A 25,276-nucleotide genomic window follows, 5' to 3' on the forward strand; every position below is an offset into this window, starting at 1 on the left:
ATGTTTGGCATGCTTCGGGGCATCTGGGATTACAGAGGCTTCATCTTTACTTCCATCAAAAACGAATTCATCTCCAGGTTCGCGCGCAGCAAGCTCGGTGGCCTGTGGATGATCATTCACCCTCTGGCGCAAGTAGCCATCTATGCGTTGATTTTGTCGAATGTACTCGGCGCGCGGCTGCCGGGTATCGACAACAAGTATGCTTATGCGCTCTACCTGATTGCCGGCATCCTGGCGTGGAACCTGTTCGCCGAGATCGTCGGGCGTTGCCTTACGGTGTTCATCGACCAAGGTAACCTGATGAAGAAGATGCGCTTTCCACGCATCGCCCTTCCAGTGATTGTGGTGGGCTCGTGCCTGCTCAATAACTTGCTGTTGTTTGTGGCAGTGATGATCATTTTTGCAGTGCTGGGGCATGCACCCAACCTGCAGATGCTCTGGTTATTGCCGCTGACGCTGGTTGTGGTGGCATTTGCCGTGGGGCTCGGGTTGGTATTGGGGGTGATGAATGTATTCTTGCGCGACATCGGCCAGGTCGTACCGATCATCCTGCAGGTGTGGTTCTGGTTCACCCCGATTGTGTATTCGGTGAATATCGTGCCCGACTACCTGAAGGGCACGCTGGACATCAACCCCATGTATGCCATCGTCACTTCCTACCACAATGTAATGGTGTACAAACTCGCGCCGAATATCGCCGGGTTGGGTATCACCATTGGCATCGCCCTGGGCCTGATGGTGTTGGGGCTGTTCCTGTTCCGTCGAGCCTCGGCTGAAATGGTGGACTCCCTATGACACTCATGTCCGTCAACAACGTGGGCAAGGCCTACCGCAGTTATCGCTCGGAATGGCAACGTATCGCACGCTGGTTCTATATGCCGGTCAAGGCCAGCAGCGAGCACTGGGTGCTCAAGCACGTCAGCTTCAACATTGAGGCCGGCGAAGCCATTGGCCTGGTAGGGCAGAACGGTGCTGGCAAATCGACCCTGCTGAAGATGATTACCGGTACGCTGCAGCCTACCGAAGGGCGCGTGCAGGTACACGGGCGTATCGCCGCTATTCTTGAGCTGGGTATGGGTTTCAATGCCGAGCTTACCGGCCGTCAGAATGCCTACCACGCCGCTGGCCTGATGGGGTTCAGCACGGAGCAGATCGACGGCGTCATAGCCGACATTGAAGCGTTCGCCGAAATTGGCGAGTACTTTGACCAGGCCGTGCGTACCTATTCAAGCGGCATGCAGATGCGCGTGGCGTTCGCGGTGGCGACCGCGTTTCGGCCGGAAATCCTCATCATTGATGAGGCGTTGTCAGTAGGTGACAGCTATTTCCAGCACAAAAGCTTTAGCCGTATCAAGGAATTTCAAAAGGCCGGTACCACACTGTTGATCGTGTCCCACGACCGTGGCGCGATCCAGGCCTTGTGCAACCGCGCGATTCTGCTGGACGGCGGTACCGTGATCAAGGACGGGCCGCCCGAAGAAGTAATGGATTACTACAACGCCATCATCGCACAGAAAGAAAACGCCACGGTCGAGGTCCAGACCTTGCAGGATGGTAGCGTGCAAACGCGTTCAGGTAGCGGGAAGGCCAGTATTGCCAAGGTGGCACTGCTTAACGCCGAGGGCGCGCCGGTTGAGTACATTACGGTCGGAGAGGCCGTTTGCTTGAGTATCGGCGTCCAGGTGCATGCACGCTTGCCGGAATTGGTGGTGGGTTATGTGATCAAGGACCGCCTTGGCCAGGACGTCTTTGGTACCAACACTCACCACCTGCAGTGCGTGCGCACCGACCTTGCGGCGGGTACAAGGTTGACCTACGCCTTCCGCTTCCCGGCAAACCTGGGGGTGGGATCTTATTCGGTGGCTGTTGCCTTGCACGCCACCGACAGCCATATCGCTGATAACTATGAGTGGCGTGACCTCGCGTTGGTGTTCAATGTGGTGAACATGTCCGAACAGAACTTCGTAGGCCTTGCGTGGATACCGCCTACAGTGGAGTGCAATTGATGAATGCAGGTTTTTACAGGGCTTTCGAGGACCGTTACCGTGGTTCGCGCGAGACGATCACACAGCGGCTCCAGGCCTATCTGCCGTTCCTCGAACCGCTCAAGGCGTTGTACGCTGACTGCCCTGTACTTGATCTAGGTTGTGGCCGTGGAGAGTGGCTGGAGCTGATGGTGCGCGAGGGCTTTTCACCACTGGGTGTCGACCTGGACGACGGCATGCTGGAAGCCTGCGAAGCGCTCAAGCTGCCGGCGAACAAGGATGATGTGCTGAGCGCGCTGCGCAAGCTGCCCGATAACAGCCAGGTGGCGGTAAGCGGGTTTCATATCGCCGAGCACCTGCCGTTTGCCGTTTTGCAGGAACTGGTTGCCGAATCTTTGCGGGTACTGCGCCCTGCCGGGCTGCTGATTCTGGAAACCCCCAACGCTGAAAACGTGACGGTTGGCACCAACAATTTCTACCTTGACCCAACCCACGAACAACCTTTGCCCAGCCTGCTGATGTCGTTTCTGGCGGATTACAGCGGGTTTGCCCGGGCCAAGATTGTGCGGTTGCAGGAACCGCCTGAAGTCCATGACGAACAAGCGCCCCTTGGCGTGTTGAACGTGTTGTTCAGCGTCAGCCCGGACTACGCCGTGGTAGCGCAGAAAGCCGCTAGCCCAAGCCAGTTGCAGCCCTTTGACGACATGTTCGAGGCGGCTTATGGCATCTCACTCGACCAACTGGCGCACCGCTACGATCGCGCGATCGACCGCCGGTTCGCTGAACTGCACAACACGGTGGAAACGGTGCGAGCGACATTCTTCGAACCCGCTGAATTCCAGCGAATCATGGCCGAGGTCCAGGCCCAGCAAACCCATCAGTTGCTGGTGATCCAGGATCGCTACCAGACAGCTCTCAATGACCTGCAGCAGCAGTTTGGCGCAGTGCAGCAAGAGCGCAACGTGGCGCTGGAAAATTGCCATCATCACTTCCAGCGCGCCCTGGCCGTTGAGCAACAATTGCAGGCAATACTTGCCAGCACCTCGTGGCGGGTTAGCGCGCCGCTGCGCCTGATAGGCCGGGTGCTGTACTGGCCTTCCCGGCACGGCAAGGCTGCGTTGCGTCGCGTGGCACCGCATGCGCGGCTTTGGGTAGAGCGCCGCCCGGCGGTAAAACGCCTGGCGCTGGCGGCTTTGCACCGTAGCCCTTGGCTGACGCAGCAGATTCGCCGGGTGCTGGCATCCGAACCCGTGGCAATGGCCAGTGACCCACAACACGGCGTGATCGACCACGCACCCTTGACACCGCGTGGGCGCTCGATTGAAAGCGCCCTCAGCGAAGCCATGATTAAGAGCAAGCACTGAATGCGTATCGTAATTGACTTGCAGGGCGCGCAAACCGAGAGCCGTTTCCGTGGTATCGGGCGCTACAGCCTTTCCCTGGCGCAGGGCATCGTGCGCAACAGTAACGGCCATGAGGTATACCTGCTGCTCAACGGCATGCTGTCAGACAGCATCGACAGCATCCGCACAGCGTTCATCGGCCTGCTGCCGCAAAGCCACATCCGCGTGTGGTACGCCGAAGGCCCGGTGTCTGCACGCGACCCGGCCAACCGCGCGCGGCGCGAGGTGGCCGAGCGTATCCGCCAGGCCTGCATCGATGACTTGCAACCCGATGTGGTACATGTCTGTAGCCCGGTGGAAGGCTATATCGACGATGCCGTGATCGGCAGCCCGCAACTGGATCAGCGGGCGCTGGTCAGTGCAACCCTGTATGACCTGATTCCGCTGGTCAGCCCCCGGCAGTACCTGGACCCCAACCCGGGCTACAAGGCGCACTACCTGGACAAGGTCGAGGCGTTCAAACAGTACGGCCTGTTGCTGTCGATTTCCCAGTTCGCCCGCCAAGAGGCACTGTCCCTGCTGCCTTTGGAGGCCGCCAAGGTTGTGAATGTGTCGACAGCGGCCGACGAGATATTCCGGCCCATCGAACTGGACGCAGCGCAGCGTCAGGCCCTGGCCGTGCGCTTCGGCTTGCGCACCCCCTTCGTGCTCTACTCGGGGGGGGCCGATGAACGCAAGAACCTGGTAAGGCTGATCGAGGCATTCGCCAAGGTTCGCCAGGAAGCTGGTAATGTGCAGCTGGTTTTTGCAGGCAAGATGCCGCAGTTTCATATCGACCAGTACCGCGCCGCTGCGCGCAGCCAAGGCCTGGGGGACACCGACTTGGTCTTCACCGGCTACATTACCGATGAGGAACTGGTTGCACTGTATAACGCATGCCAGCTCTACGTGTTCCCTTCATGGCACGAGGGCTTCGGCTTGCCACCGCTGGAAGCGATGAAGTGCGGCGCCCCGGTTATCGGTGCCAATACTTCCAGCGTGCCCGAGGTCATCGGGCTGGAGGAAGCGACTTTCGACCCGCTCAATACCCAGTCTTTGGTGGCAAAGCTGCGTCAGGCACTGGGCGATGAATCTTTCCGCGAGCGCTTGGCAGCCCATGGTTTGCAGCGCGCTGAAGCTTTCTCGTGGGATCTTACCGGCAAGGCTGCCGTGGAGGCCTTTGAGAAAGCACTGGCCCAGGCCGATAAACCGGTCGCGGTCGAACAGGCCACCGACGCTCTGCAGGCGCTGATCGACGGCCTTGCTGGCCGAGCCCTGTTGCAGCCCGGTGCAGTGGATATCAAGCGGCTGGCAAAAGCCATTGACTACTCGCTACAGGGCCCGGCTGGCAAGCCACAACTGTTCGTGGATATCTCCGAGCTGAGCAAGCACGACGGCAAGAGTGGCATCCAACGGGTAGTGCGCAGCATCCTGCTGGAATGGTTGACCAACCCGCCTGCGGCGTATGACGTGCGGCCTGTATATACCGTCGCCGGCGAAGCTTTTTACCGCCATGCCTCGCGCTTTACCGCCAAGTTCCTTGGCCAGGCGTTCGAGCACGTCGAAGATGAAGCCATCAGCTACCGCGCTGGCGATGTATACCTGTGCCTTGACCTGCTGATGGACGTGTTGCCGCATAAGCGCAGCTACCTCGATACCTTGCGTAGCCATGGGGTGAACATTTTCTTCGTGGTATACGACCTGCTGATCCTGCAGTTGCCGCACTGCTTCGTCGACAGCCTGCAAGCTCACTACCGCACGTGGATCCATGCCGTTGCCGAATACGATGGTGCGCTGTGCATCTCCCGCGCTGTGGCGGACGAGTTGCGCGACTGGCTGGCCGAAAACAACCTGGCAGGCGAACGCCCGTTCCGTATTGGGGCGTTCCACCTGGGGGCGGACATCGACCAGTCCATGCCTTCCACCGGTCTCCCGCAAGACCCGGCCAAGCGCCTTGAAGCTTTGGCCGACAACACCAACTTCCTCATGGTCGGTACCCTTGAACCACGCAAGGGCCATGCCCAGGCACTGGAAGCGTTCGAGCGCCTCTGGGCGGCCGGCGTAGAGGCCAACCTGATAATTGTCGGCAAGCACGGCTGGCTGGTCGACGACCTGGCAGCCAAGCTGCGCAACCATCCGGAGGCCGGCAAACGGCTGCTCTGGCTGGAAGGGGCTAGCGACGAATACCTCGAATATCTGTATAACAACTGCGATTGCCTGGTAGCGGCCTCTTACGGTGAGGGTTTTGGCCTGCCGTTGATTGAAGCTGCGCAATACCAACTGCCCATTATTGCCCGCGACCTCCCTGTGTTCCGCGAAGTGGCGGGTGAGCATGCGTGGTTCTTCTCGGGTGCCGATGCCCAGGCAGTTGCCGACAGTATTGGCGAATGGTTGTTGCTGCATGCCGAAGGGCGGCACCCGCAGTCTAGCCAGATGCCTTGGCTTACCTGGAAGGCCAGCGCACAGCAACTCATTGGCGAGATCGACAAGTACAAGTTTTGATAAGCCAGTCACGACACAGCAGAAAATTTGGGATATAGGGAAATGCGTTTGAAGTTAGACTCAACGGGGAGAGCCGGCTTTGCGGTCGCGCTGGCTATTGGGGTGTTTTTTGTCCTGCGCTACTTTCCCGCGGGCTTCATCACTGGGACATCCTCGTATTGGTTAACCGAGGTCGATGATGTCACTCAGTACTTCGCTGGGTTCAACGCCTTCTTTAATGCGCCATTCAGCTACCCGCTACTGGCTTTCGACAGCATCAACTATCCGCAAGGCACGCGCGCCACTTTTGTTGACGCGATCCCGTTGTACGCGTTGCTGCTAAAGGTTTTCGTACCTTCTAGCTTCGCGCCGTTCAACCCGTTCGGTGTGTGGGTCGCGCTTTCCTTCATCGCCCAGGCTGTATGCGGCTGGTGGATCCTGCGTGAATTGCGGGTGCATTCCTGGTTGGCGCTGTTGGCCTTGGTGGTGTGCCTGTTGACGTTCCCGGCGCTAACTACCCGCCTGGGGCATATCTCGCTGATGTCGCACTGGATTATCCTTTGCGCACTGGCGTTGTATGTCCGCAGCCGTCGCACGGTCACGCCAGAGCGGCTGGGCTGGACGTTGCTGTTGGTATCGTCGTTCTACGTCAACATCTATCTCTGTGTAATGGCCAGCGCCATCTACGTTGCCGGGCTGTTTCACCAGCCGTCGTGGCGCGCACCGCGTGAATTGGCCCGAGCTGCCATTCCCTTCGTGATAATCGGTGCCAGCCTGTTTCTTACCATCTTCCCCATGGAGCGGGTAGAAGTAGCACCAGAGTCCGGTTTCGGTACTTATTCAATGAACTTGCTATCACCGTTTCATGGTGGCAAGTACATCAAGTTCCCCGACCCTGAAATGCCTGGCCAGTATGAAGGCTTCAACTATCTTGGCCTGGGTGTGCTGCTGGCCTTTGCGCTTGCCTGGGTGCTGAACCGTAGTGCGTCCGAGAGCAGCTTCGCCAAACACCGGGCACTGACATGGCTGATGTTCCTCTTCACCGCCTACGCGCTTTCAGACACCATCTACCTTGGCGTGCATGAAATTGTCTCGCTTCACTATCCTTCGTTCATGGACCGTATCACCTCTCAGTTCCGTGCCTCGGGCAGGTTCTTCTGGCCGGTGGGTTATTGCGTGGTGATATTTGCCATTGCGAGCCTCTATAAACGCTTGGGTGCCAAAGTATTTGCCGTCAGCATGGTGGTATTGATCGGCCTGCAATTGGCAGACCTGTCCAACTTGCGCCACCGTCTGGTCGATACCGCCAAACGTCCTGCTGCGGCCGTGCTGACCCAGCCGACCTGGGACCAACAACTCACTACCGACACCCAGTACTTGTACTTTTTCCCCAAGTTCCGTTGCGGTCGGGCCGACCAGATTTTGAACACGCTGATGCCAACCATGCGCTTTGCCTCCGTGCATAACCTGAAGATCAACACCGGTTATGTATCACGAGCGGCTTCTAACTGCGCAGTGGAAAGCACCCAGGCCGAAATTGCAGGCTCGCAAATGGCCAATTCGATGTATGTGTTCAACCGCGGCGATTTCCCTGCAGTAGCACAGGTGAAAGCGTTGTTCCCGGCAGACCGCCAACCTGCGTGCATAGAAATCGATTTCGCCCATGTGTGCAGCTTCCAGCCAACAGGGAGTAAAGTTCAATGACCCCTTTGCCAAAGCGAAAAGTTTCCCTGGTCTCGCCGTTTTATAACGAAGAAAAGGGTGTACAAGCTTTTTTCGCCAGGATCAACGAAGTATTCGCACCGCTCGCCGACCGCTACGAGCTCGAAGTTATTGGTATCAACGATGGCAGCCGTGACCGCACGTACGATGAGCTGGTCAAAGCCAAAGCAGCAAACCATTACCTTACCGTTGTCGACCTGTCGCGCAACTTCGGCAAGGAGGCGGCCATATCTGCGGGCCTTGATTTTGCCACTGGTGACGCGGTAATCCCCATTGATTCTGACCTGCAGCACCCGCCAGAGGTCATCCTCGAGCTTATTCAGAAGTGGGAGGAGGGTGCAGAAGTGGTGCTGGCCAAGCGGGTCGACCGTGACACTGACCACGCTGTGCAAAAGCTGACGGCCAACTGGTTCTACCGTGTGCACAACCGGATTTCCGACATTGATATTCCTGCCGATGTCGGCGATTTTCGACTGATGGACCGCAAGGTCGTTGAAGCCTTGAAAACCCTCCCTGAAACAAGACGCTTCATGAAAGGTTTATTTGCCTGGGTGGGCTTCCGGACCACCACCGTGGAGTACAAAGTAGCCCCGCGTGAGCACGGTACCTCAAGCTTCAATACCTGGAAACTGTGGAACTTTGCAATCGAGGGCATCACCAGCTTCAGCAGTGCGCCGTTGCGCATCTGGACCTACCTCGGTTGTGCAGTGTCGGCGTTGTCATTCTTGTACGCCGCTTACTTGCTGATCAAAACCATTTTCTTTGGTGCTGACACGCCGGGTTATGCATCGATCATGATCACCATATTGTTTGCCAGTGGTGTACAGCTGATTGGCATTGGTGTTTTGGGAGAATACGTAGGGCGGATTTTTGCCGAGTCGAAAAAACGGCCGGTTTACATAGTGCGTGATGTTATCAAGTGATCAATCTAGTCCCCCAACGTTACCACGAGTTCATCCGCTTCGGCCTGGTGGGCGTGACCAACACTCTAGTGCATGCGGGAATCGTGGTCACGTTGATGGAACTGTTGGCACCGCCGGCCTATGTTGCCAATGGCGTGGCGTTCATGTTTGCCAACGTGATGTCGTATATCCTCAATAGCCGTTTCACCTTCAAAACGCCCGCCAGCTTTCTTGGCTATCGGCGCTTTTTGCTGGTTTCTTTGGTGTCGTTGGCCCTTACCCTGGCGATCACCTCGCTGGTGGAGTTCCTGGGGTGGCATTACGCCTTTGGTTTGCTGATGGTGATTTTTGTGGTGCCGGTACTCAACTACATAGTCATGAAACTTTGGGCATTTTCCCCCACGCGCTAGCATAACGGTGCGGGGCCTTTACGGCCCCGCGCTCTGTGCGGTGGTTAGCTTGCAGCCCAGGTTTTCAGCCAGCTAAGCGGCACAGTCATGCGTCAGCTGGTGGAGTTATGCACTGCCTCCAGCGCCAACTGGTGCTGGCTCTGTTCATGTTGTACGGGCTTTAGTTCAGCTGACGGCAGCGCAGGGGTCCAAAGCGGAGGTTAAGCTAAACCTGCGTGAACGAGGGCTTGGGTATGTCAGCTGTCCCGCTTTGCACCGCGTAGTGAAGCCTTTAAAATTTACATATTTGCCATTAATCAAATCCTTCATGGAAGAATATGAATCACCTCAATATTGCCAAACAAGCACTCATCGCCCAAGCTCGCGCCGTCAACGAACTCGCTGATCGTTTGAACGGTGAGTTTCAAAGTGCAGTGGAGCTTCTGCTGGGCTGTCAAGGTCGCGCTGTAGTGTGCGGCATGGGCAAGTCAGGTCTGATTGGTCAAAAAATGGTCGCGACTTTCGCCTCCACGGGCACCCCCAGCTTCTTTTTGCACCCTGCGGAGGCGTTCCACGGGGACTTGGGCATGTTGAAGCCGGTGGATGTGCTGATTCTCATCAGCTATAGCGGCGAAACTGAGGAAGTAATCAAGCTCATCCCAAGCCTCAAGTCATTCGGCAACAAGATCATTGCCATGACAGGCAATGGCAAATCCACCTTGGCGACGCACGCCGACATTTGGCTTGATATCTCGGTTGAACGTGAGGTTTGCCCAAATAACCTGGCACCGACCACGTCCACCTTGGCAACGATGGCCATGGGGGATGCGCTCGCGGTTGCGTTAATCGAAGCTCTCCAGTTCAAACCTATGGACTTCGCCCGTTACCACCCCGGGGGTAGCCTTGGCCGTAAACTGCTCACCCGGGTCAAAGATGTGATGCATTCACCGGCCCCGGTTGTAACGCGGGCTACCGGATTCCACGATTGCCTGTTGGTGATGACGCGCAGTCGTCTCGGCTTGGCTGTTGTGTTGGAAGGGGATCAGTTGGTAGGCATCGTGACTGACGGTGACCTCCGCCGTGCGCTGCTGGAAAACCCAGGCATCACTCAAGAAACTGTTGCTCAGTTCATGACTGGGAAGCCGCACACCATTTTTGAAAATGCGCAGCTCTCCGAGGCGGAGTCTTACATGCTGGACAATAAAATCAGGGCTCTGGCGGTCACCAGTGCGGAGGGTGCAGTGGTAGGCGTGGTCGAAATCTTCGATTAGTCGTTATCTCGACCACGCCAAGCGATCACCTCAATCGAAGTGCTCTGCCTTACTCAACGACACGCCCAAGCAATCCTTAGCGGAGAGCGAGGGTGTGTATTCAATAGGCCATTCGATTGCGATTTCTGGATCATCCCAAGCGATGCAGCGCTCGCTTTGTGGTGAATAGAAGTCGGTTGTCTTGTAGAGAAACTCTGCTGTCTCGCTTAGCGTGACGAAACCGTGGGCAAACCCTGGCGGGATCCATAACTGGTTATGGTTCTGCGCAGACAACACAGCGCCCACCCATTTACCAAAGGTGGGCGATGAGCGGCGGATATCAACTGCGACATCAAATACCTCACCCTGCACCACCCGTACCAGCTTGCCCTGAGCATGGGGCGGCAACTGATAGTGCAAGCCGCGCAGTACGCCCTTTGTCGAGCGGGAGTGGTTGTCTTGAACAAATTCTGCTTGTTGGCCGGTTATTTCATTGAACGCGCGCGCGTTGAAACTCTCGTAAAAAAAGCCGCGCTCATCACCGAAAACCGTTGGGGTGAACAGAAAAACTTCGGGGATGGCCAAAGGTATCGCTTTCATCAGAAGATCTTCTCTTTAAGCAGATTTTTCAGGTACTGGCCATAACCGTTCTTGAGCAATGGCTGTGCCAGACGCTCAAGCTGCTCGGCGTCGATCCAGCCGGCGCGATAGCAAATTTCTTCCGGACAGGCCACTTTGAGGCCCTGGCGGCGCTCCATGGTTGCGATGTATTGGCTCGCATCCAGCAAGCTGTCGTGGGTACCGGTGTCCAGCCATGCGTAACCACGGCCCATGATCTCGACATGCAGTTGCTCTTGCTGCAGGTAGAGATTATTCAAATCGGTAATTTCAAGCTCGCCCCGCGCGGACGGTTTCAAGTCACGGGCCAGGTCGACAACTTGGTTATCGTAGAAGTAGAGGCCGGTCACTGCATAGCTGGATTTCGGAAGCGCGGGCTTTTCTTCTAGCGACAGTACACGACCGGTCTCGTCGAATTCCGCTACACCGTAACGTTCAGGATCCTGCACATGATAAGCGAACACCGAAGCACCCGCGTTGCGCTTACCAGCGTTCAGCAGCAGTGACTGGAAATCGTGACCGTAGAAAATGTTATCGCCCAGCACCAGTGCCGAGGGATCATTGCCGATGAAGTCAGCCCCGATCGTAAATGCCTGCGCCAGGCCGTCCGGGCTCGGCTGTACGGCGTACGTCAGATTGATGCCCCATTGGCTGCCGTCGCCCAGAAGCTGCTCGAAACGCGGCGTATCTTGCGGGGTGGAGATGATCAGAATGTCGCGGATGCCTGCCAGCAACAAAGTGCCCAGCGGATAATAGATCATCGGCTTGTCATAAACAGGCAAGAGCTGCTTCGAAACAGAAAGCGTTGCCGGGTGCAGACGCGTTCCGGAACCACCAGCCAGAATGATCCCTTTACGATTGGTTGTGTTCATTTATTCAGAGCTTCCATGAGCATACGGGTGACACCACTTTGCCAGTCTGGCAAGTGCAGCGTGAACGAGTTGCGAAGCTTGGCGGTATCCAAGCGCGAATTCAACGGGCGACTGGCCGGGGTAGGGTACTCGGTAGTGGCAATTGGATTCACGGCTTCGACCATGAGATCTTCGCCATGACTCCGCGCGAACTCAATAACATAGCTGGCGTAGGCATGCCATGTTGTTTCGCCCGACGGAGCCAGGTGGTAGACCCCAGCCAGATCCGGGTTGTGCAACGCCTGCTGCAGCGCCAAAACGGCCACATCTGCGAGCAGATCTGCTCCCGTGGGAACACCGACCTGATCCGCGATGACATTGAGCGTTGGACGTTCTTTGGCCAACCGCACCATCGTCTTGGCGAAGTTGTTACCTCGCGCAGCGTACACCCAGCTGGTGCGGAAAATCAGATGCTTGCAGCCCGAAGCCTGTATCAGTTGTTCGCCTTCGAGCTTGGTAGCGCCATAATAGTTAACCGGCGCAACGCTGTCGGTTTCGCTCCACGGGGTAGTGCCTGTGCCGTCGAAAACGTAGTCGGTTGAGTAGTGAACCAACCATGCATCCAGGCGCTTGGCTTCCTCCGCCATCACTTGGCTAGCCAAGGCGTTCACAATATGGGCAGTCTCGCGTTCGCTCTCAGCTTTATCCACTGCCGTATAGGCGGCTGCGTTGACAATCACTTGAGGCGACACAGCGATAATGGCGGCTCGAAGGCTGTCGAGATCTGACAAATCACCTTTAAGTTCACCGTAGGGTGTGGAGGCTGGGTGTCGGTCGAGCGCTACAACCTCACCCAGGACGATCAGCGCGCGCTGCAGCTCCCAGCCTACCTGGCCGTTTTTACCGAGCAGCAGAATTTTCATGCTTGGCCTGTACGCGTGGCGTAGTTATTGTCAATCCATTGCTGATAGCTACCGCTTTTGACGTGTGCAACCCATTCAGGGTTGTCCAAGTACCATTGCACGGTCTTGCGAATGCCCGATTCGAAGGTTTCTTCTGGAACCCAACCCAGTTCGCGCTGGATCTTGCTCGCGTCGATTGCATAACGCAGATCGTGGCCTGGGCGATCCTGAACGTAGGTCAGCAGTTCAGCATGAGGGCGGAATTTGGAGTCAGGGCGCAGCTCGTCTAGCAGCGAGCAGACCGTGCGTACCACCTCGATGTTCTGTTTCTCGTTATGGCCGCCGATGTTGTAGGTTTCACCTACCTTGCCCTCGGTCACCACTTTATAGAGTGCACGGGCGTGGTCCTCAACGTACAACCAGTCGCGGATCTGATCGCCTTTGCCATAAATAGGCAGTGGTTTGCCTTCCAGAGCGTTCAGAATCACCAGCGGGATGAGCTTTTCTGGGAAGTGGAACGGTCCATAATTGTTCGAGCAGTTAGTCACCAGCGTAGGCAGGCCATAGGTGCGCGCCCAGGCGCGAACTAGGTGGTCCGAGCTGGCTTTACTGGCCGAGTAGGGCGAGCTTGGCTGGTAAGGGGTGGTTTCAGTGAAGAGGTCTTCTGGGCCTTCCAAGTCGCCATAGACTTCGTCGGTGGAGATGTGGTGGAAGCGAAAAGTTGCTCTGCGATCGTCATCCAACGAAATCCAATAACCCCGGGCAGCTTCCAGTAGGTTGTAAGTGCCGATGATGTTGGTCTGGATGAATTCGGACGGACCGGAGATCGAGCGGTCGACGTGGGACTCAGCAGCCAGATGCATCACGGCATCCGGTTGGTGCTGTTGGAACACACGATCCAACTCGGCGCGATCGCAGACATCGACGTGTTCGAAAGCATACCGCGGGTTATGGTCCACAGAGTGCAGGGATTCAAGGTTGCCTGCATAGGTCAGTTTGTCTACGTTTACGACCGAATCATCCGTGCGGGTGATGATGTGGCGTATGACTGCCGAGCCGATGAATCCGGCACCACCTGTTACTAAAATTTTCACTAGTTTTCCTACCTTATGATATTGTCATAGAGCCCACGCGCTCTCATGTCCATGTTTGTATGACCTCAACGGCAGTGAAACCTGCCGCAAAAGTATACCTTATTGACCTCTAGGACGATCAATGGTTGCGGATCAATTAAGCGTACTTGCATGGTGAATCCTCTCTGTCGCCCCGTCCAAATAATGGGTGACGGGTGAACATTGCTATTATCAGGTCCTCCAAATACAAAGCTGCACCTGGCTAGCTGAAAACGGAACCTTACAATAGAGCTTGCATGCTGCTATCTTTCGGCGGGCCATGGCTATTTGGATAGATATATTATTGAGCTCCACAAGTGTGATGGGCAGAAGAATCAAATTGAATCAAAGAGCTTCAAAAGGCCAGTGAAGGTCGGGTACGCATAGGGTCCAAGCTCCGTATCGGCATCTAAAACACTTATGCAGTTAGAGGAGTTGGATTTTGAATAGTTCTTATCATGCAGAGAGAGAGGTGTTTCATTTCGTTTTGAAATGATCTCGAAACAACTCGCTTCCCAAGCGATAGATATGATGCGGTCAGTTCCGTAACTGGCAAGGTTCTGACGTAGGTCAGAGGAAATTTTGCTTTGGTCACCGTCGTCAGAAATAAATACTCGACAATAGTTAGTGCCATTATAAAGCGGCCTCACTGGGTCCTTGCTATGACCGACTTGCACGTTCACTGTTAGTATCTGGACGCCGATTTTTGATAGTTTTTCGCGGCCGGTTTGACCAAGATACCTGAGTAATGTGTCTAGCCATACGCTTCTGCCGCATAACAGAATGGGGCGTTTTTTGCGGGCCACCAACTGTGTTGCAGAGGACAAAAGGCTCCGTTCAACCTCATTAACGGCTTTGTTGAATGCAGTGCGCGAGTCAGTGCCGAAGTTAAAACAGTTAGTAATAGTCAAATAGCCAATTTGGGATGGGTGAGAGCTCGGGTCGATAAAGAGTCTCATCACTTCATGCATAGGAAGCTTGAGCAGTGGAGACAGATCAATTAACTTTGCAGCAGGGACCTTGCTTTGGCTCTCGTCAAGGTTCCAGTGCGGGTGGCGGTATTCCTTGCTGTGTATATGGCGCCCTGCCAGTCTATCTTGAACTTGTCTGCAAAACAGATCCCAAAAAAGGAAATGGATCTGATTCTTGAAGTGCTTATTCCAAGCCTCGAGCGCCCGATGCGCCCGCTCGCGCATATAGTCATCGTTACCAGGTGTGATCGCTTTGGCATTGATGCCTGATAGGTTAGGAAGAAATATTGGCAGCGAGTCCCGGGTGGGATTTAGGGCGACATCATTCCCAAAGCGGAAATCTCCCACCATTAATAGAATTTTAGAACCCTCTGGACATTCTTGTTTGGCTTTATCGAACAAACGAGAAGACCAGACTGGTGCGCCACCGAAGCCGATAAGCTGCCCGGGCTCTTGTGGCTGGCGTAGCAGACCATTGGTCACATGCTGTGCCCACCTAACCATGTGAGATGGACCGATCATGATTTTTTGCTGAGCGGTATCGTCGAAAAGCTCGGTAAAAAACTTTACTGATGAGGCTGAGTTCGGTGAGGTGACTGCTCGGAATGCGTTTAAGAATAATGAAGAAGGTTTGGAATTAGAATTATGCGTATAGGCATACATCTGAAATGCGGGGGCGTTTAAGTCGGAAGATACATTTGCTAGATACCGTTCCGCATTGCCTGTGAGGACAATATCAGGGCGTGTCAGTTCAACCATTTCAGTGTGAAAATAGGGCGTTCGCAAAAATACAACTTGTTTAAATATCTTGGATAGTTGCGGAAGCATTAAGCGAAAAAAAGAATCTCCAAAGATTAAAACTTTCTTATCGGTGGTTGAGTCTGGGCTGAAATAGATATCAATTTGACCGTTGTTGGATAGCCCATTGCTCCCAAACTTCGTGTGGTTCCAGTTAGGGTTGAGTGTAAGGCTTTCCTGAATCAATGGTGGAGAAAATCTATTCCCAAGGTCACCGGCTGTTTTTCTTTTGAGATTGATGCACTCGTGAATTGTCTTAAGTGCCTGAGAGACCTTAATTCCTAGGGCATCTAAAATTCTCGACAATACTACGAGAGATCCACTGTCGGACAGATGGGTGTCATGACTCTCAAAAGAACGCTGTCCTAAGGCACCTCTGAGGAAGTCGGCCGGGTACAGAACAAGCTTGTCGAGCCCCTCTGGTTCAATATGATTTATGTATTTGTCGCCGAGCCGACAAGCGGCCTTGATAGGAAACTCTGCACTGAGTACTGACTGCTTGTCGGGGAATATTACATGTAGATACTGACACTTTGCTAGTTTTGAAAAATAGGCGCGGCGGGCAATATTTAACTTAAAGTTGTCCAGAGACTCGATGCTAGGGGTGGCTCTTTCGGTAATGTAATCGAGCACTGAATGATTCCCGCCGATCAAGAATGAAATTCCATTGTCTGTCAACAAAACATCATCTTGAATTTGGTAGTTTTTTTGCTGAGAGGGATTGATCATAAAATATTCTCATACACTCTTAAGAGCCCTGCGCCCTACACTACGGTGGTGAGGGCGACAGGGTTCAAAATACAGTTATCGAGTAATTGGGCCCAATTCGCTGTTGGTGACGAAGACCGTGTTATCAGCTGTCACGAGCGCAAGGCTAAGTCCGCTATCAATCGAAATCTTATCTGGAATATCGATTCTGAAGCCGCAGTTAGTTGGAAATGCTCGGTTAGGAGATTTAGTTACTTTTCTAAGATAGTCGGCTGCGTCGAGTCGGGGTACCACCACATGCTGGTGGGAGATGACTTTGCCGTCTTTGAAAACGAGCACAAGAGCGGCTTGCCGTACCTTATCGTCAATAGCCCACCCTTCAATCCTCGTGAGTCCCGGTTTTCCTTCTACGGGTGAAATAATATCAATGTTTCCAATGAATAACTTCTCCAAGACACTCGCGGATCCAGCAACTATGCCAAGTTTTTCATGTTTGGACGTAACTGTTGCTACTCCATGTTTAATGGAGATTGACTTTTCTTTGCCTGATAATAACCTCAGATTGCCAAAAAGCTCACCGTGCTCTGCTGGGGCCTCTGCTGGCTGAGGAATATCCCCTAGCCAATTTATTCCGTAATTAAACGTTTTGATCCAATTTTCCCAAAAATCGGGATGATTAGATTTGACATTGTTTTCTCTAGTGGCTTTCAAGAATTTCAGAATATCGACAATTGGCTTGCCGGTGCCAACGATTTCTTTGCTGATCAGGACATGGCCAGAGAGGAAGTTGAATAGGCGCTTAATATGGGGGGTGTGATCTGGTAGGTTTTCCAGATTTTTAATGTCATCTAAGCTAACCTTCAGCACGCCACCTACATCATACATGGCATCGCCAAGGATGAGCGGTCTTTTGCCCAGCAGCATGGCTTCGTAGCCAACGGAGCTGTTAATTGTGCAAACAAATGCGGATTGGGACATGATTCGCAATGAGCGAGTGATCGTTACGGCACGATCGATAATTGTCACATTTTCTTCGAATTGCTTAGGGAAACTCTGAAAAAGACTTCCAAATCTGGTGAGATACGGCTGTCCCACGAACTGAACGGTTGAGCCCCGATGAAGCAAATGTCTTTCGCTGATGCCGAGTACGCAGGCAAACGTAAGCAGACCCGCCGTGAGCGTTTCCTGATTGAGATGGATCAGGTCGTGCCCTGGAAAGGCCTGATTGCGTTGATCGAGCCGCATTATCCGAAGGGTGAAGGCGGTCGTCCGGCGTATCCGTTGATGGCCATGCTGCGGGTTCATCTGATGCAAAACTGGTTCGGCTACAGCGATCCGGCGATGGAAGAGTCCCTCTACGAAACCACGATTCTGCGCCAGTTTGCCGGGCTGCATTTGGATCGGATTCCGGATGAAACCACGATCCTCAACTTCCGCCGGCTGTTGGAAAAACATGAGCTGGCCGGTGGGATTTTGCAGGTCATCAACGGCTATTTGGGCGACCGAGGTTTGCTGCTGCGTCAGGGAACTGTGGTCGATGCGACGATCATTCATGCGCCCAGTTCGACCAAGAACAAGGACGGTAAACGCGACCCCGAAATGCACCAGACAAAGAAAGGAAATCAGTACTATTTCGGGATGAAATCGCACATCGGTGTCGATGTTGAATCCGGTCTGGTACATAGCGTGGTGGGCACGGCGGCGAATGTGGCGGACGTGACTCAGGTCGATCAGTTGCTGCATGGCGAGGAAACTTACGTCTCTGGCGATGCCGGTTACACCGGCGTGGAGAAGCGTGCGGAGCATCAACATCGCCAGATGATCTGGTCGATCGCAGCGCGCCCCAGCAGCTATAAGAAGCATGCAAAAAAGAGCCTGATCGGTCGCATGCGCCGCAAAATCGAATACGCGAAAGCTCAAGTCCGGGCCAAGGTTGAGCATCCATTCAGGGTGATCAAGCGCCAGTTTGGTTATACGAAAGTCCGCTTCCGAGGCTTGGTGAAAAACACCGCGCAGCAGACCACACTGTTTGCCTTATCGAACCTGTGGATGATGCGAAAACGACTGTTGAATGCAGGCGAGGTGCGCCTGTGATGTGGACAATGAGCCCTGAAAAGGTGCTATTCCGCAAAAAACAGTGAACTGACAGGAGGAAAGGTCTGATTTTCGATTAAGTCGGTGTTTTTTGAACCTCAGACAGCGAGGCCGTTAAAAACGGCTGCTTACTTCAGACCTTCCTTAGCGTAAATTAATGCTTTTGTTTCTTCGATTAGATTGAACGGCCTGCTGAGTGAGCCTGGGTGAGGTTTGATGACTACGTGATAACCTTGGTCGATGAACAGGGGAACTACTTTCTCTAGGAAGTCCAAAGGCCCATCAAATTCGGAATTTTTAATGGTGTTTAGGTCGTCCGCAAGCTGCAGTGGGATGAATATATATGGAAACTTCAGGGATGCTGTTATCTCGTCAGGCACAGCTGTATAGGGTACGTCAACGATACCTATGCCATCTGGATTATTCTCGAAGCGACTCTTAGGCCCAAGCCAGGTCTGAACCGGATAGCTCTTAAGGCCCAGACCTTCTAGGGCTGCATGGCGAACAATCGCGTTGCCGTTGGTGCCCGCGTGATCGAAGTACATCGTCTCAATGAATGGCGGACGGGTAGGTCCGAGCTCACCATGCAGAGCTATAAGATTGTTGGCTTGGCAGAATCGACGAACTGCTCCATTCTCTGACCACAGTACGACGGCGTCAAAGGCGTATTTTTTATGTATTCTATCAAGAATACTGAAGTAGAAATCCGATGCTGGACCGACGCCATTGGTCAAGTCAATCCAGATATCGATATTATCTGGTCCCCACGCGGATTTATAGTTTTCGATAATCTTCGACTCAGCGCCGGTCGGACGCTCGCAAATCATCGTAGCTTGAGGGACTTTATTGCAAATTAGATCAATAACGGGGTTATTGGAAAATATCCGCAAGTCGAGTTCATCAGAGCCAATTTGCTTGAGCAATGCTCCAGCGAGATAAGCGCCAATGCCTGAAAACTCTTCGAAGCTATCACGAACTGGATGGGGTTCGACATAAAGTAGTATTTTCATTGGTCAATAAACTCGCTGATCCATTTGGCTGTCTGTTTCTCGGAAGATACATCAAGGTCGACTAATTTGGCTGCTTCCTCCAGCGATTCCTCTGAATGAAGGATTGGAGCAATTAGCGCCTCTTTCCACTCTTTCGTAGTCTTGCATTTTCTGAGAAGGATAGATTCGAATCTATCGATGTCCGGAATTGGGCTGCCAACTACCGTGCATCCTGAAAGAGCTGCTTCGAAAAATTTCAGGCCGCTTTTGCATTGGTTGAATTCTGTATCTTCCAATGGGCCCAGTACAAATTTGCTCTTTGCCATCAGATTCGGGAGTTCATGGAATGCGACATATTCTGCCTTGTGAATTTGCGCAGAATACTGGCTCAGCGAATCGGGAATTTTTACCGGTCCAGCGATCATTAGTTTGAAAGAAGAGTCGGATGCCAGCGCCTCTCTCATTGGTTCTTCGATCATTTGCAAATCGGGATTGTGTGAAGCAGTGCCTGGGAAGTAGGCAAATGTGTAGGGACGGCTGGACACTGGATTACGCTCGCGCACCATTTCGGAAATGCCTGCGAAGGTAGGGTCGATGCCGTTAGGGATAACAACCGATTTTTTTGCTGAAAAAAGCGTTGAGAGATGCCGAGCTAATGGTGTCGTGGAAGAGCTGAACTGAGTGAATAGTGACGCAGCCCCTGCGATCTTAGCCAAACTTTTGCTTACGGTGGAAACGTTCTCTGAGCGCGTTCTTACCGCTGGGGTTTCAATTGCATGGATAACACTAAAATTCAAATCATCAAAGTCAGCTATAACACGCTCTGTTGGTGTGGACAGAATAAATTCTGCCAGTTCTGCTGTGAGCGCAGGCCGATGAAAAACGAAGTAATCGTAATTTGAAAATACTTGCGTCTGTTTTTGGAATATTGCCTGCGTTGTGCATGCCGTCGGATAGCCTTTCGCAGATAAGCTTTGTGCGAAATTAAAACACCGATATCGTGTGGATGGGTCGTAGTACGGCCTGGCATGCCTCGATGTGTTGGATACAAATAGTATTGATGGCTTCTTCATTTTAAATATATCTTCTATAAGTGCCTAATTCGTGTGCTAAGCCCGAAGGTCTTTGCGGTCTTTTGCTGAACTGCAGAATTATAAAATGAAACTCAATGAACTCGTTTTTTGATCTCGACATTGTGCAGGACAAAACCCCCATAGGGTCCACTCAGATAATCTTGACTGAGGAATGGGTGATAATGACGGTCGTTGACCAGCCAGCGGGATGTGAAACCTCGTTGTTCCCTCTCTGCCCTTGCCCGTTTTTCTGGTGCCAGGTCCTTGCCTCTACTCGCAGACTCGGCATGAATCAGCTCTGCAAAAGCGCTCCAAACCACATGCAAGCCGTGCTGTTGAATTCGCAAGCACAAATCCACGTCATTGAACGCGACCGGAAACGCCCGTTCATCCAGCCCGTCCACCGAGTGATACACTGACTTCCGCAATAGTAGACAGGCGGCTGTTACAGCACTTTGTCGGCGGGTAATCTGATTCATACCTAGATAGCCAGCATCCCGTTGTTCAAGATCGTTGCCAGTGTGCGCCGCCAGGCCGTTGATCCCCACCACAACGCCACCGTGCTGCACCATTCTGTTTGGCCAAAGCAGCTTGGCACCTACTGCGCCAACCCCCGGTCGCAGCGCCTGTGCAACCATCTCCCTCAACCAACCTGCCTCAATAATCTCGATATCGTTGTTCACTAGGCCAATCAGTTCACCAGTGGCAATGCTCGCTGCTCGGTTGTTGATGGTGGAGTAATTGAAAGGGTAGGGGTGCGGCAACACAGTGACGCCGCGCGTGGCGAGCTCGGTAAGGTAAGTCAAGGTTTGTGGGTCGCTGGATTGATTATCAATAACGACGATCTCTAGATCAGGATAATCTGTTTCGTTCAATAGTCCTTCAATGCAGGTATGTAGCAGCTTGTACTGATCCCGTGTTGGCACGATAAGGCTCACGCGGGGTAATTTGTCTGGCAGTGGCCAGTGGGCTCTGAGCAGCGCCGGGTAGTCGGCCACTTGGCTTACCGTGGCGCCTGGCGCCAACTGCTGGCACAGCCATTCAACCGCCTGCAGACGCTGTGGGGACGGCTGCTGCTGTTCCGGGCTCGCTGGTGTATGTGCGGCGCGGTGGTAAAGCACGCGGGGTAGGTGTGTAACGCTCGCGTGGGAGTTTTCCGTTGCCAATGCGATGCCGACTGTAAAGTCATACCAGTTTACAGGCGTGTTGACTCCACGGGTCGTGAGCAGCGCCAAGGCTTGTTTGATAATGTTCGCGCTGTAGATTGCTCCAGGGGTGAAAATATCAGCGCCGATAAACAGGTCGATATCCCACACCGGTTTCAGCCACGGCAGGCTGCGCTCCCCCTGCGGACCGTCGCGATCGCAGTCGGCGAATGCCCATGCGCTCTCATCGTCAAGCAAGGCACTCAGGTGCGCCAGCGCCAGAGGCGCCAACCTATCGCCCGCCACCATTGGCAGGATGCGATCGCAGTCGCCTTCAAGCAGTTGAGTGAGCGCTGGCAAGAGATTGCATGGGGGGGCGATAGCAACTGCATGCGCGCCAGCGTTGCAGGCACCCAGACTGTTCAGGCTTATTTGTTCCAGTGCCGTATCGCCGTCGCTCAGCAGCAGCACCCCCAACTTGCCTTGTAGCGGCGGTAAGGGCAGTGTGTCCAGGCGCTGGAACACCTCGAACCATTGAGGGTAGTGATGCCAGCCTGCACTTTTCGGCAGGCGCATGGTTTGGTCCTTGGCAACCTCAGTCAGCAGGGCCACCGTTGCGGCGCCATGTGCCGGATCCAATTTCTGGAGCAGCCCCTCAACGCCCTCCGGCCAGCAGCACAAGCGAATGGGGCTACCAGCCAGTGGCTGGCCAAGATCATTGACGATTTCCAGCACATGCACCTTGCCATCGGCCAACTCCCAAGGCAGATCGATGCCAAATCCGTGGTCACTAGTGGCGCGGTACGCCAAGGCCTGGTTGTGCTCATTACATACCGCCCGACCAACCACTTGATCGCCTTCCCGTACCGTAACCTCCACATGTCGATCAGGTGCCTTTGGATCCCAGCACCAACCACCGACACGCAAGCCGCCTGTATGCCAAACCTGGGACGCAATCGAGGCACTGTCGTCACTGGGTGCTGCCGGGAGCGACAGTTGACCTTCCAATTCGAATGACTGGTTGGCGATGCGTGCGGTGATCAAGCATGCCTCGTCAAGCCAGCGCTGGCGCAATTGCACGGCAAAGCCATGGTACTGGTCGCCCATTGGCGCGTTAGGCTCATATTGGTCGGCGCGTGCCAGAGCAACGCTGGCTCCATCGATGAACACCTCGATGACAGGCCGGTTTTCCGGTTGCGTGTTGTCCATCGCCCAGCCGTGCAGTACGTCCCCCTGAAGGCCAAATATGGCGCCGCTGAAGGCGGGTAGGGCGACCGGCTGAGCCGTTTGCTTTTGATCCAGAAGGTGTTCGGTCATTGGAGCAGGCTCAGGGTGAAAGGCAAGGCGGTCAGGGCTGCGGCCCCTGTGTCGCTTGCCAACAAATTGGAGGGTGCGAACAGCGGTATACCCAGCTGGGCTGCCAAGCGAGGGGCCGCCCAGTCGCTGCCAGGATATTCAGCCAGGCTGAGCACAGCATCACATCCGGCGGCTTGGGCTCGCTCGGCCAAGGTGAAGCCATTCAAGTCGGGCAGCACATGAACGGAACCGGTGGCTTGCAGTTGTTTCAGCAGGGGGCCATCGCTTGGCGCAACCAAACGGATGGACAATTCCGCGCGTTTAATATGCCTTGCAACATCCAGCCAATGCTGGGCAATGCTGGCATCGCGCAGGCTGTCACCAATGACGAGTGATTGAGGCATATGCACAGTCAACCCGCTGGTTACCGCAGTCGCTTCTATTACTAACTTGGAATCTGGCAGCGCATCGCTGTAAACAGGTTGTAGCGCTGGCCATGGCAACTGAACGCTAGCCGCTTCGCGAGCAAAACGCCGCCAGTCATAATCACCTCGCGGATCGAGCAAGCGGTCGTCGTTGCACAGAATGCGGTACGGAATGTCCAGCATTGCCGGCAGATCACATAAGCCAATCGGGCAGCGGGCAAGGTTCTGGAACAACATTGCCTGCAATGGCAGGCTGCGCAGGCATTCGACCAAGTGAGGGAAATCGCCCGGTAGTTCGTACTCCAGATTCAGAGGCAAGGGGCACAATGGGGCGGTCAGCACTACCCAAGTTCGATGACTGCTGTGGTGATAAGCCAAGCTGAAAACAGCATCGTCATTTGAGCCATCGTGGATGTAGAGCGTCTTGTCCTCACCCATCTGCCAACTGAGATTTCGCTCGCTCGCCGGTTTACGTAGCAAGTGCTCAAGCCGCGCTTGCTGTAAAGCCTGGCGTGCAGGTTTGATAGGGTCGCGCAGGCAGAATGCTTGATAGCTGCTGGATGCGTCGGGGTAGCGTTGGCGCAAGGTTGCGTTGTTCAACGCCACTCGCATTACCTTCTCGGCACCGAACGAAATACCACCCTGGTGTGCCACAAACACGTTAGGCGCCCCCATGTGCCGCCAGCCGTGGCTGCGGGCACGCAGGCACCAGTCGGTTTCTTCACCGTAGCCCCGTGCCAGGTGTACTTCGTCCAGGTAGCCTACCTGGTCGAGTGCGGCCCGCTTGATATAGAGGCAAAAGCCGCAGCCCGTCTCGATTTCAACGGGTGGGCTGGCCACCTGCCGGGCGAGTTCATCCAGTTCGGCCTGGGCCTTGGCGCTGGGCATTTCGTGGCAGATCTGGCTACGGGGGAAGCTCATCAGCTCGCCGTTATTGGTGAACGGCGTTACCGACGCAATGCGTTCGTCGCTGTAAGCAACTGCCCGCAACCGATCCAGCCAGGCGCCGTGCACGCGGGTATCAGCGTTGAGCCACACCACGTCCTTGCTCGGGCTAAGGGCCATGGCGCGGTTCATGGTACGGATGAAACCGAGATTGACGGCGTTGTTGATCAACGTGATCTTGCCCTTGGCAGCAAGCACCTTGAGTGCCTTGGCCAGGGCAGGGACCGGCGTCTTGTCTTCGATAACCACCAGGCGGTGCGGGGTGCGGTTCAATTTGCGGGCGTCCAGCGCGCTGTTGATGCACTCCAGTGTTTCCTCAAGGCCGTTATAGACCGGAATCAGCACATCCACTGGGTTGTTTTCGCCGCCACCTACGCTAGCAGGCGGAACGAAGACCGGCATGGCGTAAACCGGGCTGCCTAGCAGGGGCATACCGTTGGCAAATTGAACGTGCACTGCAGGGGTCGGGTTAGGCACGCTCACCCGCAAACCACCATGGTTCGCTGGCAGCCCCGCTGCGCCAAGCAGCGGGTGGGCGGCGCTGGCAGTCGCGTTAATGCGAGCGCCATTGGCTTCAATCTGCAGCGCTGCGGGCGCTTGCAGATTCTGCAAGTCGATCGCCCAGCCCTGAATTTCCTTCTGTTCCGGCAGATAGCGCACAACACCAATAGTGCCCGGGGCGTCGCTTTGCGCCGCCAGCAGCTTGACTACCAACCCGAGCTCTTTACCTGTCTGGATATCGGGCAAGTGAGCCAGGATCGTGCGTCGCAACTCGGCAGGCGTTTCTGACCGGCTACGAGCCTCCCACAGGGTCAGCCGCAGCGCCAGATCGTTGGGTTGAAGTTTCCAGGCATTTGTAAGGTAGCGCGTGGCCATCTCGAAGTGGCCTTGCGCCAGTAGGCTGCGCCCCACCAACGCGTGAACGTCGGCCCGCTCGGGCAATGCCCTGGCGGCATTGGCAAAATATAAAAAAGCCAGCTCGGGCGTCTGCGGCAAGGCCGCGATGCCTTTCCATACGAGTGCTTCGGCCCGATACTCGGGAACCTGCAACGCACGTTCGAGTGCAGTTGCCGCCGCGTCATGCTCGTTGGCCTGACGGTGGCGGTGGAAGATGCCCATGAGCGTCTCTCGCCCATGGTCGAGTTGTCTGGACATAAGCTTGGCTTGGCTACAGATAATAAAAAGAGGGGCGACCCGAAAGTCGCCCCTTTGGCATATGCCCGGCCCTGAGGCCGGAC

The 25,276-nt window shown here is 54.7% G+C and carries 19 protein-coding genes; 9 read left to right on the top strand and 10 right to left on the bottom strand.

The window, feature by feature from the left end; genetic code table 11:
• The 8 genes from GEV39_RS06175 (at nucleotide 1) to GEV39_RS06210 (ending at nucleotide 10,132) form a co-directional block, all read left to right on the top strand.
• A complete protein-coding gene (locus GEV39_RS06175) occupies nucleotides 1–795 on the top strand; it encodes an ABC transporter permease (RefSeq protein ID WP_054914164.1) in 795 nt (264 codons plus the stop codon).
• Nucleotides 792–2,006, top strand: a complete 1,215-nt coding sequence (locus GEV39_RS06180) for an ABC transporter ATP-binding protein (RefSeq protein WP_110677883.1) — start codon at nucleotides 792–794, stop codon at nucleotides 2,004–2,006. The genes GEV39_RS06175 and GEV39_RS06180 overlap by 4 nt, the downstream gene beginning before the upstream one ends.
• Nucleotides 2,006–3,349 (top strand): class I SAM-dependent methyltransferase, encoded by a 1,344-nt coding sequence (locus GEV39_RS06185; protein ID WP_173887897.1) that lies wholly within the window; start codon nucleotides 2,006–2,008, stop codon nucleotides 3,347–3,349. Before GEV39_RS06180 ends, GEV39_RS06185 begins: the two co-directional genes overlap by 1 nt.
• Nucleotides 3,350–5,869, top strand: a complete 2,520-nt coding sequence (locus GEV39_RS06190; protein WP_173887898.1) for a glycosyltransferase — start codon at nucleotides 3,350–3,352, stop codon at nucleotides 5,867–5,869.
• A gap of 42 nt (nucleotides 5,870–5,911) precedes the next feature.
• A complete protein-coding gene (locus GEV39_RS06195; RefSeq protein ID WP_173887899.1) occupies nucleotides 5,912–7,552 on the top strand; it encodes a DUF6311 domain-containing protein in 1,641 nt (546 codons plus the stop codon).
• The gene (locus GEV39_RS06200) at nucleotides 7,549–8,493 is read left to right on the top strand and encodes a glycosyltransferase family 2 protein (protein ID WP_054913320.1); all 945 of its coding nucleotides are present in this window, start codon (nucleotides 7,549–7,551) and stop codon (nucleotides 8,491–8,493) included. The genes GEV39_RS06195 and GEV39_RS06200 overlap by 4 nt, the downstream gene beginning before the upstream one ends.
• Nucleotides 8,490–8,882 (top strand): GtrA family protein, encoded by a 393-nt coding sequence (locus GEV39_RS06205; RefSeq protein ID WP_054913319.1) that lies wholly within the window; start codon nucleotides 8,490–8,492, stop codon nucleotides 8,880–8,882. Before GEV39_RS06200 ends, GEV39_RS06205 begins: the two co-directional genes overlap by 4 nt.
• A 317-nt stretch (nucleotides 8,883–9,199) precedes the next feature.
• Nucleotides 9,200–10,132, top strand: coding sequence for a KpsF/GutQ family sugar-phosphate isomerase (locus GEV39_RS06210; protein ID WP_054913318.1), 933 nt, complete (start codon nucleotides 9,200–9,202; stop codon nucleotides 10,130–10,132).
• A 30-nt stretch (nucleotides 10,133–10,162) separates the two neighbouring features.
• On the opposite strand, the gene rfbC is transcribed toward GEV39_RS06210, so the two are convergent.
• The 6 genes from rfbC to GEV39_RS06240 all read right to left on the bottom strand — a co-directional run bounded on the left by rfbC (nucleotide 10,163) and on the right by GEV39_RS06240 (nucleotide 17,049).
• Complete coding sequence (rfbC, locus tag GEV39_RS06215) at nucleotides 10,163–10,711, bottom strand: dTDP-4-dehydrorhamnose 3,5-epimerase (RefSeq protein ID WP_054913317.1); 549 nt, start codon at nucleotides 10,709–10,711, stop codon at nucleotides 10,163–10,165.
• A complete protein-coding gene (gene rfbA, locus GEV39_RS06220; RefSeq protein WP_054913316.1) occupies nucleotides 10,711–11,601 on the bottom strand; it encodes a glucose-1-phosphate thymidylyltransferase RfbA in 891 nt (296 codons plus the stop codon). Before rfbA ends, rfbC begins: the two co-directional genes overlap by 1 nt.
• Nucleotides 11,598–12,503, bottom strand: coding sequence for a dTDP-4-dehydrorhamnose reductase (gene rfbD, locus GEV39_RS06225; protein WP_054913315.1), 906 nt, complete (start codon nucleotides 12,501–12,503; stop codon nucleotides 11,598–11,600). Before rfbD ends, rfbA begins: the two co-directional genes overlap by 4 nt.
• On the bottom strand, nucleotides 12,500–13,576 hold the full coding sequence (gene rfbB, locus GEV39_RS06230; RefSeq protein WP_173887900.1) for a dTDP-glucose 4,6-dehydratase: 1,077 nt from the start codon (nucleotides 13,574–13,576) through the stop codon (nucleotides 12,500–12,502). The genes rfbD and rfbB overlap by 4 nt, the downstream gene beginning before the upstream one ends.
• 353 nt (nucleotides 13,577–13,929) lie before the next feature.
• Entirely contained in the window at nucleotides 13,930–16,092 is a 2,163-nt protein-coding gene (locus GEV39_RS06235; RefSeq protein WP_156326535.1) for an alginate O-acetyltransferase AlgX-related protein, read from the bottom strand.
• Between the two features lie 75 nt (nucleotides 16,093–16,167).
• A complete protein-coding gene (locus GEV39_RS06240; RefSeq protein ID WP_173887901.1) occupies nucleotides 16,168–17,049 on the bottom strand; it encodes a hypothetical protein in 882 nt (293 codons plus the stop codon).
• A 138-nt stretch (nucleotides 17,050–17,187) separates the two neighbouring features.
• Here GEV39_RS06240 and GEV39_RS06245 point away from each other — a divergent pair, with 138 nt between their 5' ends.
• Complete coding sequence (locus GEV39_RS06245) at nucleotides 17,188–18,165, top strand: IS5 family transposase (RefSeq protein WP_033902000.1); 978 nt, start codon at nucleotides 17,188–17,190, stop codon at nucleotides 18,163–18,165.
• A 128-nt stretch (nucleotides 18,166–18,293) separates the two neighbouring features.
• On the opposite strand, the gene GEV39_RS06250 is transcribed toward GEV39_RS06245, so the two are convergent.
• The 4 genes from GEV39_RS06250 to GEV39_RS06265 form a co-directional block, all read right to left on the bottom strand.
• A complete protein-coding gene (locus GEV39_RS06250; RefSeq protein ID WP_173887902.1) occupies nucleotides 18,294–19,175 on the bottom strand; it encodes a GT99 family glycosyltransferase N-terminal domain-containing protein in 882 nt (293 codons plus the stop codon).
• On the bottom strand, nucleotides 19,172–20,227 hold the full coding sequence (locus GEV39_RS06255; protein WP_173887903.1) for a glycosyltransferase family protein: 1,056 nt from the start codon (nucleotides 20,225–20,227) through the stop codon (nucleotides 19,172–19,174). The genes GEV39_RS06250 and GEV39_RS06255 overlap by 4 nt, the downstream gene beginning before the upstream one ends.
• A 92-nt stretch (nucleotides 20,228–20,319) precedes the next feature.
• Complete coding sequence (locus GEV39_RS06260) at nucleotides 20,320–22,689, bottom strand: glycosyltransferase family 2 protein (RefSeq protein WP_173887904.1); 2,370 nt, start codon at nucleotides 22,687–22,689, stop codon at nucleotides 20,320–20,322.
• Entirely contained in the window at nucleotides 22,686–25,157 is a 2,472-nt protein-coding gene (locus tag GEV39_RS06265; RefSeq protein WP_173891659.1) for a glycosyltransferase family 2 protein, read from the bottom strand. Before GEV39_RS06265 ends, GEV39_RS06260 begins: the two co-directional genes overlap by 4 nt.
• Nucleotides 25,158–25,276 lie beyond the last annotated feature (119 nt).

The organism is Pseudomonas sp. NY5710 (genome assembly GCF_013305665.1).
In the GTDB taxonomy this organism is placed as follows: Bacteria; Pseudomonadota; Gammaproteobacteria; order Pseudomonadales; family Pseudomonadaceae; genus Aquipseudomonas; species Aquipseudomonas juntendi.

What these genes read in the sequence shown, in the direction of transcription:
- GEV39_RS06175 (WP_054914164.1), top strand. Translation starts at nt 1, where the DNA reads ATGTTTGGCATGCTTCGGGGCATCTGGGATTACAGAGGCTTCATCTTT.
- GEV39_RS06235 (WP_156326535.1), bottom strand. Translation starts at nt 16,092, where the DNA reads ATGATCAATCCCTCTCAGCAAAAAAACTACCAAATTCAAGATGATGTT.
- GEV39_RS06240 (WP_173887901.1), bottom strand. Translation starts at nt 17,049, where the DNA reads ATGTCCCAATCCGCATTTGTTTGCACAATTAACAGCTCCGTTGGCTAC.
- rfbA (WP_054913316.1), bottom strand. Translation starts at nt 11,601, where the DNA reads ATGAACACAACCAATCGTAAAGGGATCATTCTGGCTGGTGGTTCCGGA.
- GEV39_RS06180 (WP_110677883.1), top strand. Translation starts at nt 792, where the DNA reads ATGACACTCATGTCCGTCAACAACGTGGGCAAGGCCTACCGCAGTTAT.
- GEV39_RS06265 (WP_173891659.1), bottom strand. Translation starts at nt 25,157, where the DNA reads ATGGGCATCTTCCACCGCCACCGTCAGGCCAACGAGCATGACGCGGCG.
- GEV39_RS06250 (WP_173887902.1), bottom strand. Translation starts at nt 19,175, where the DNA reads ATGAAAATACTACTTTATGTCGAACCCCATCCAGTTCGTGATAGCTTC.
- GEV39_RS06210 (WP_054913318.1), top strand. Translation starts at nt 9,200, where the DNA reads ATGAATCACCTCAATATTGCCAAACAAGCACTCATCGCCCAAGCTCGC.
- GEV39_RS06260 (WP_173887904.1), bottom strand. Translation starts at nt 22,689, where the DNA reads ATGACCGAACACCTTCTGGATCAAAAGCAAACGGCTCAGCCGGTCGCC.
- rfbD (WP_054913315.1), bottom strand. Translation starts at nt 12,503, where the DNA reads ATGAAAATTCTGCTGCTCGGTAAAAACGGCCAGGTAGGCTGGGAGCTG.
- GEV39_RS06245 (WP_033902000.1), top strand. Translation starts at nt 17,188, where the DNA reads ATGAAGCAAATGTCTTTCGCTGATGCCGAGTACGCAGGCAAACGTAAG.
- GEV39_RS06190 (WP_173887898.1), top strand. Translation starts at nt 3,350, where the DNA reads ATGCGTATCGTAATTGACTTGCAGGGCGCGCAAACCGAGAGCCGTTTC.
- rfbC (WP_054913317.1), bottom strand. Translation starts at nt 10,711, where the DNA reads ATGAAAGCGATACCTTTGGCCATCCCCGAAGTTTTTCTGTTCACCCCA.
- GEV39_RS06200 (WP_054913320.1), top strand. Translation starts at nt 7,549, where the DNA reads ATGACCCCTTTGCCAAAGCGAAAAGTTTCCCTGGTCTCGCCGTTTTAT.
- GEV39_RS06185 (WP_173887897.1), top strand. Translation starts at nt 2,006, where the DNA reads ATGAATGCAGGTTTTTACAGGGCTTTCGAGGACCGTTACCGTGGTTCG.
- GEV39_RS06255 (WP_173887903.1), bottom strand. Translation starts at nt 20,227, where the DNA reads ATGAAGAAGCCATCAATACTATTTGTATCCAACACATCGAGGCATGCC.
- GEV39_RS06195 (WP_173887899.1), top strand. Translation starts at nt 5,912, where the DNA reads ATGCGTTTGAAGTTAGACTCAACGGGGAGAGCCGGCTTTGCGGTCGCG.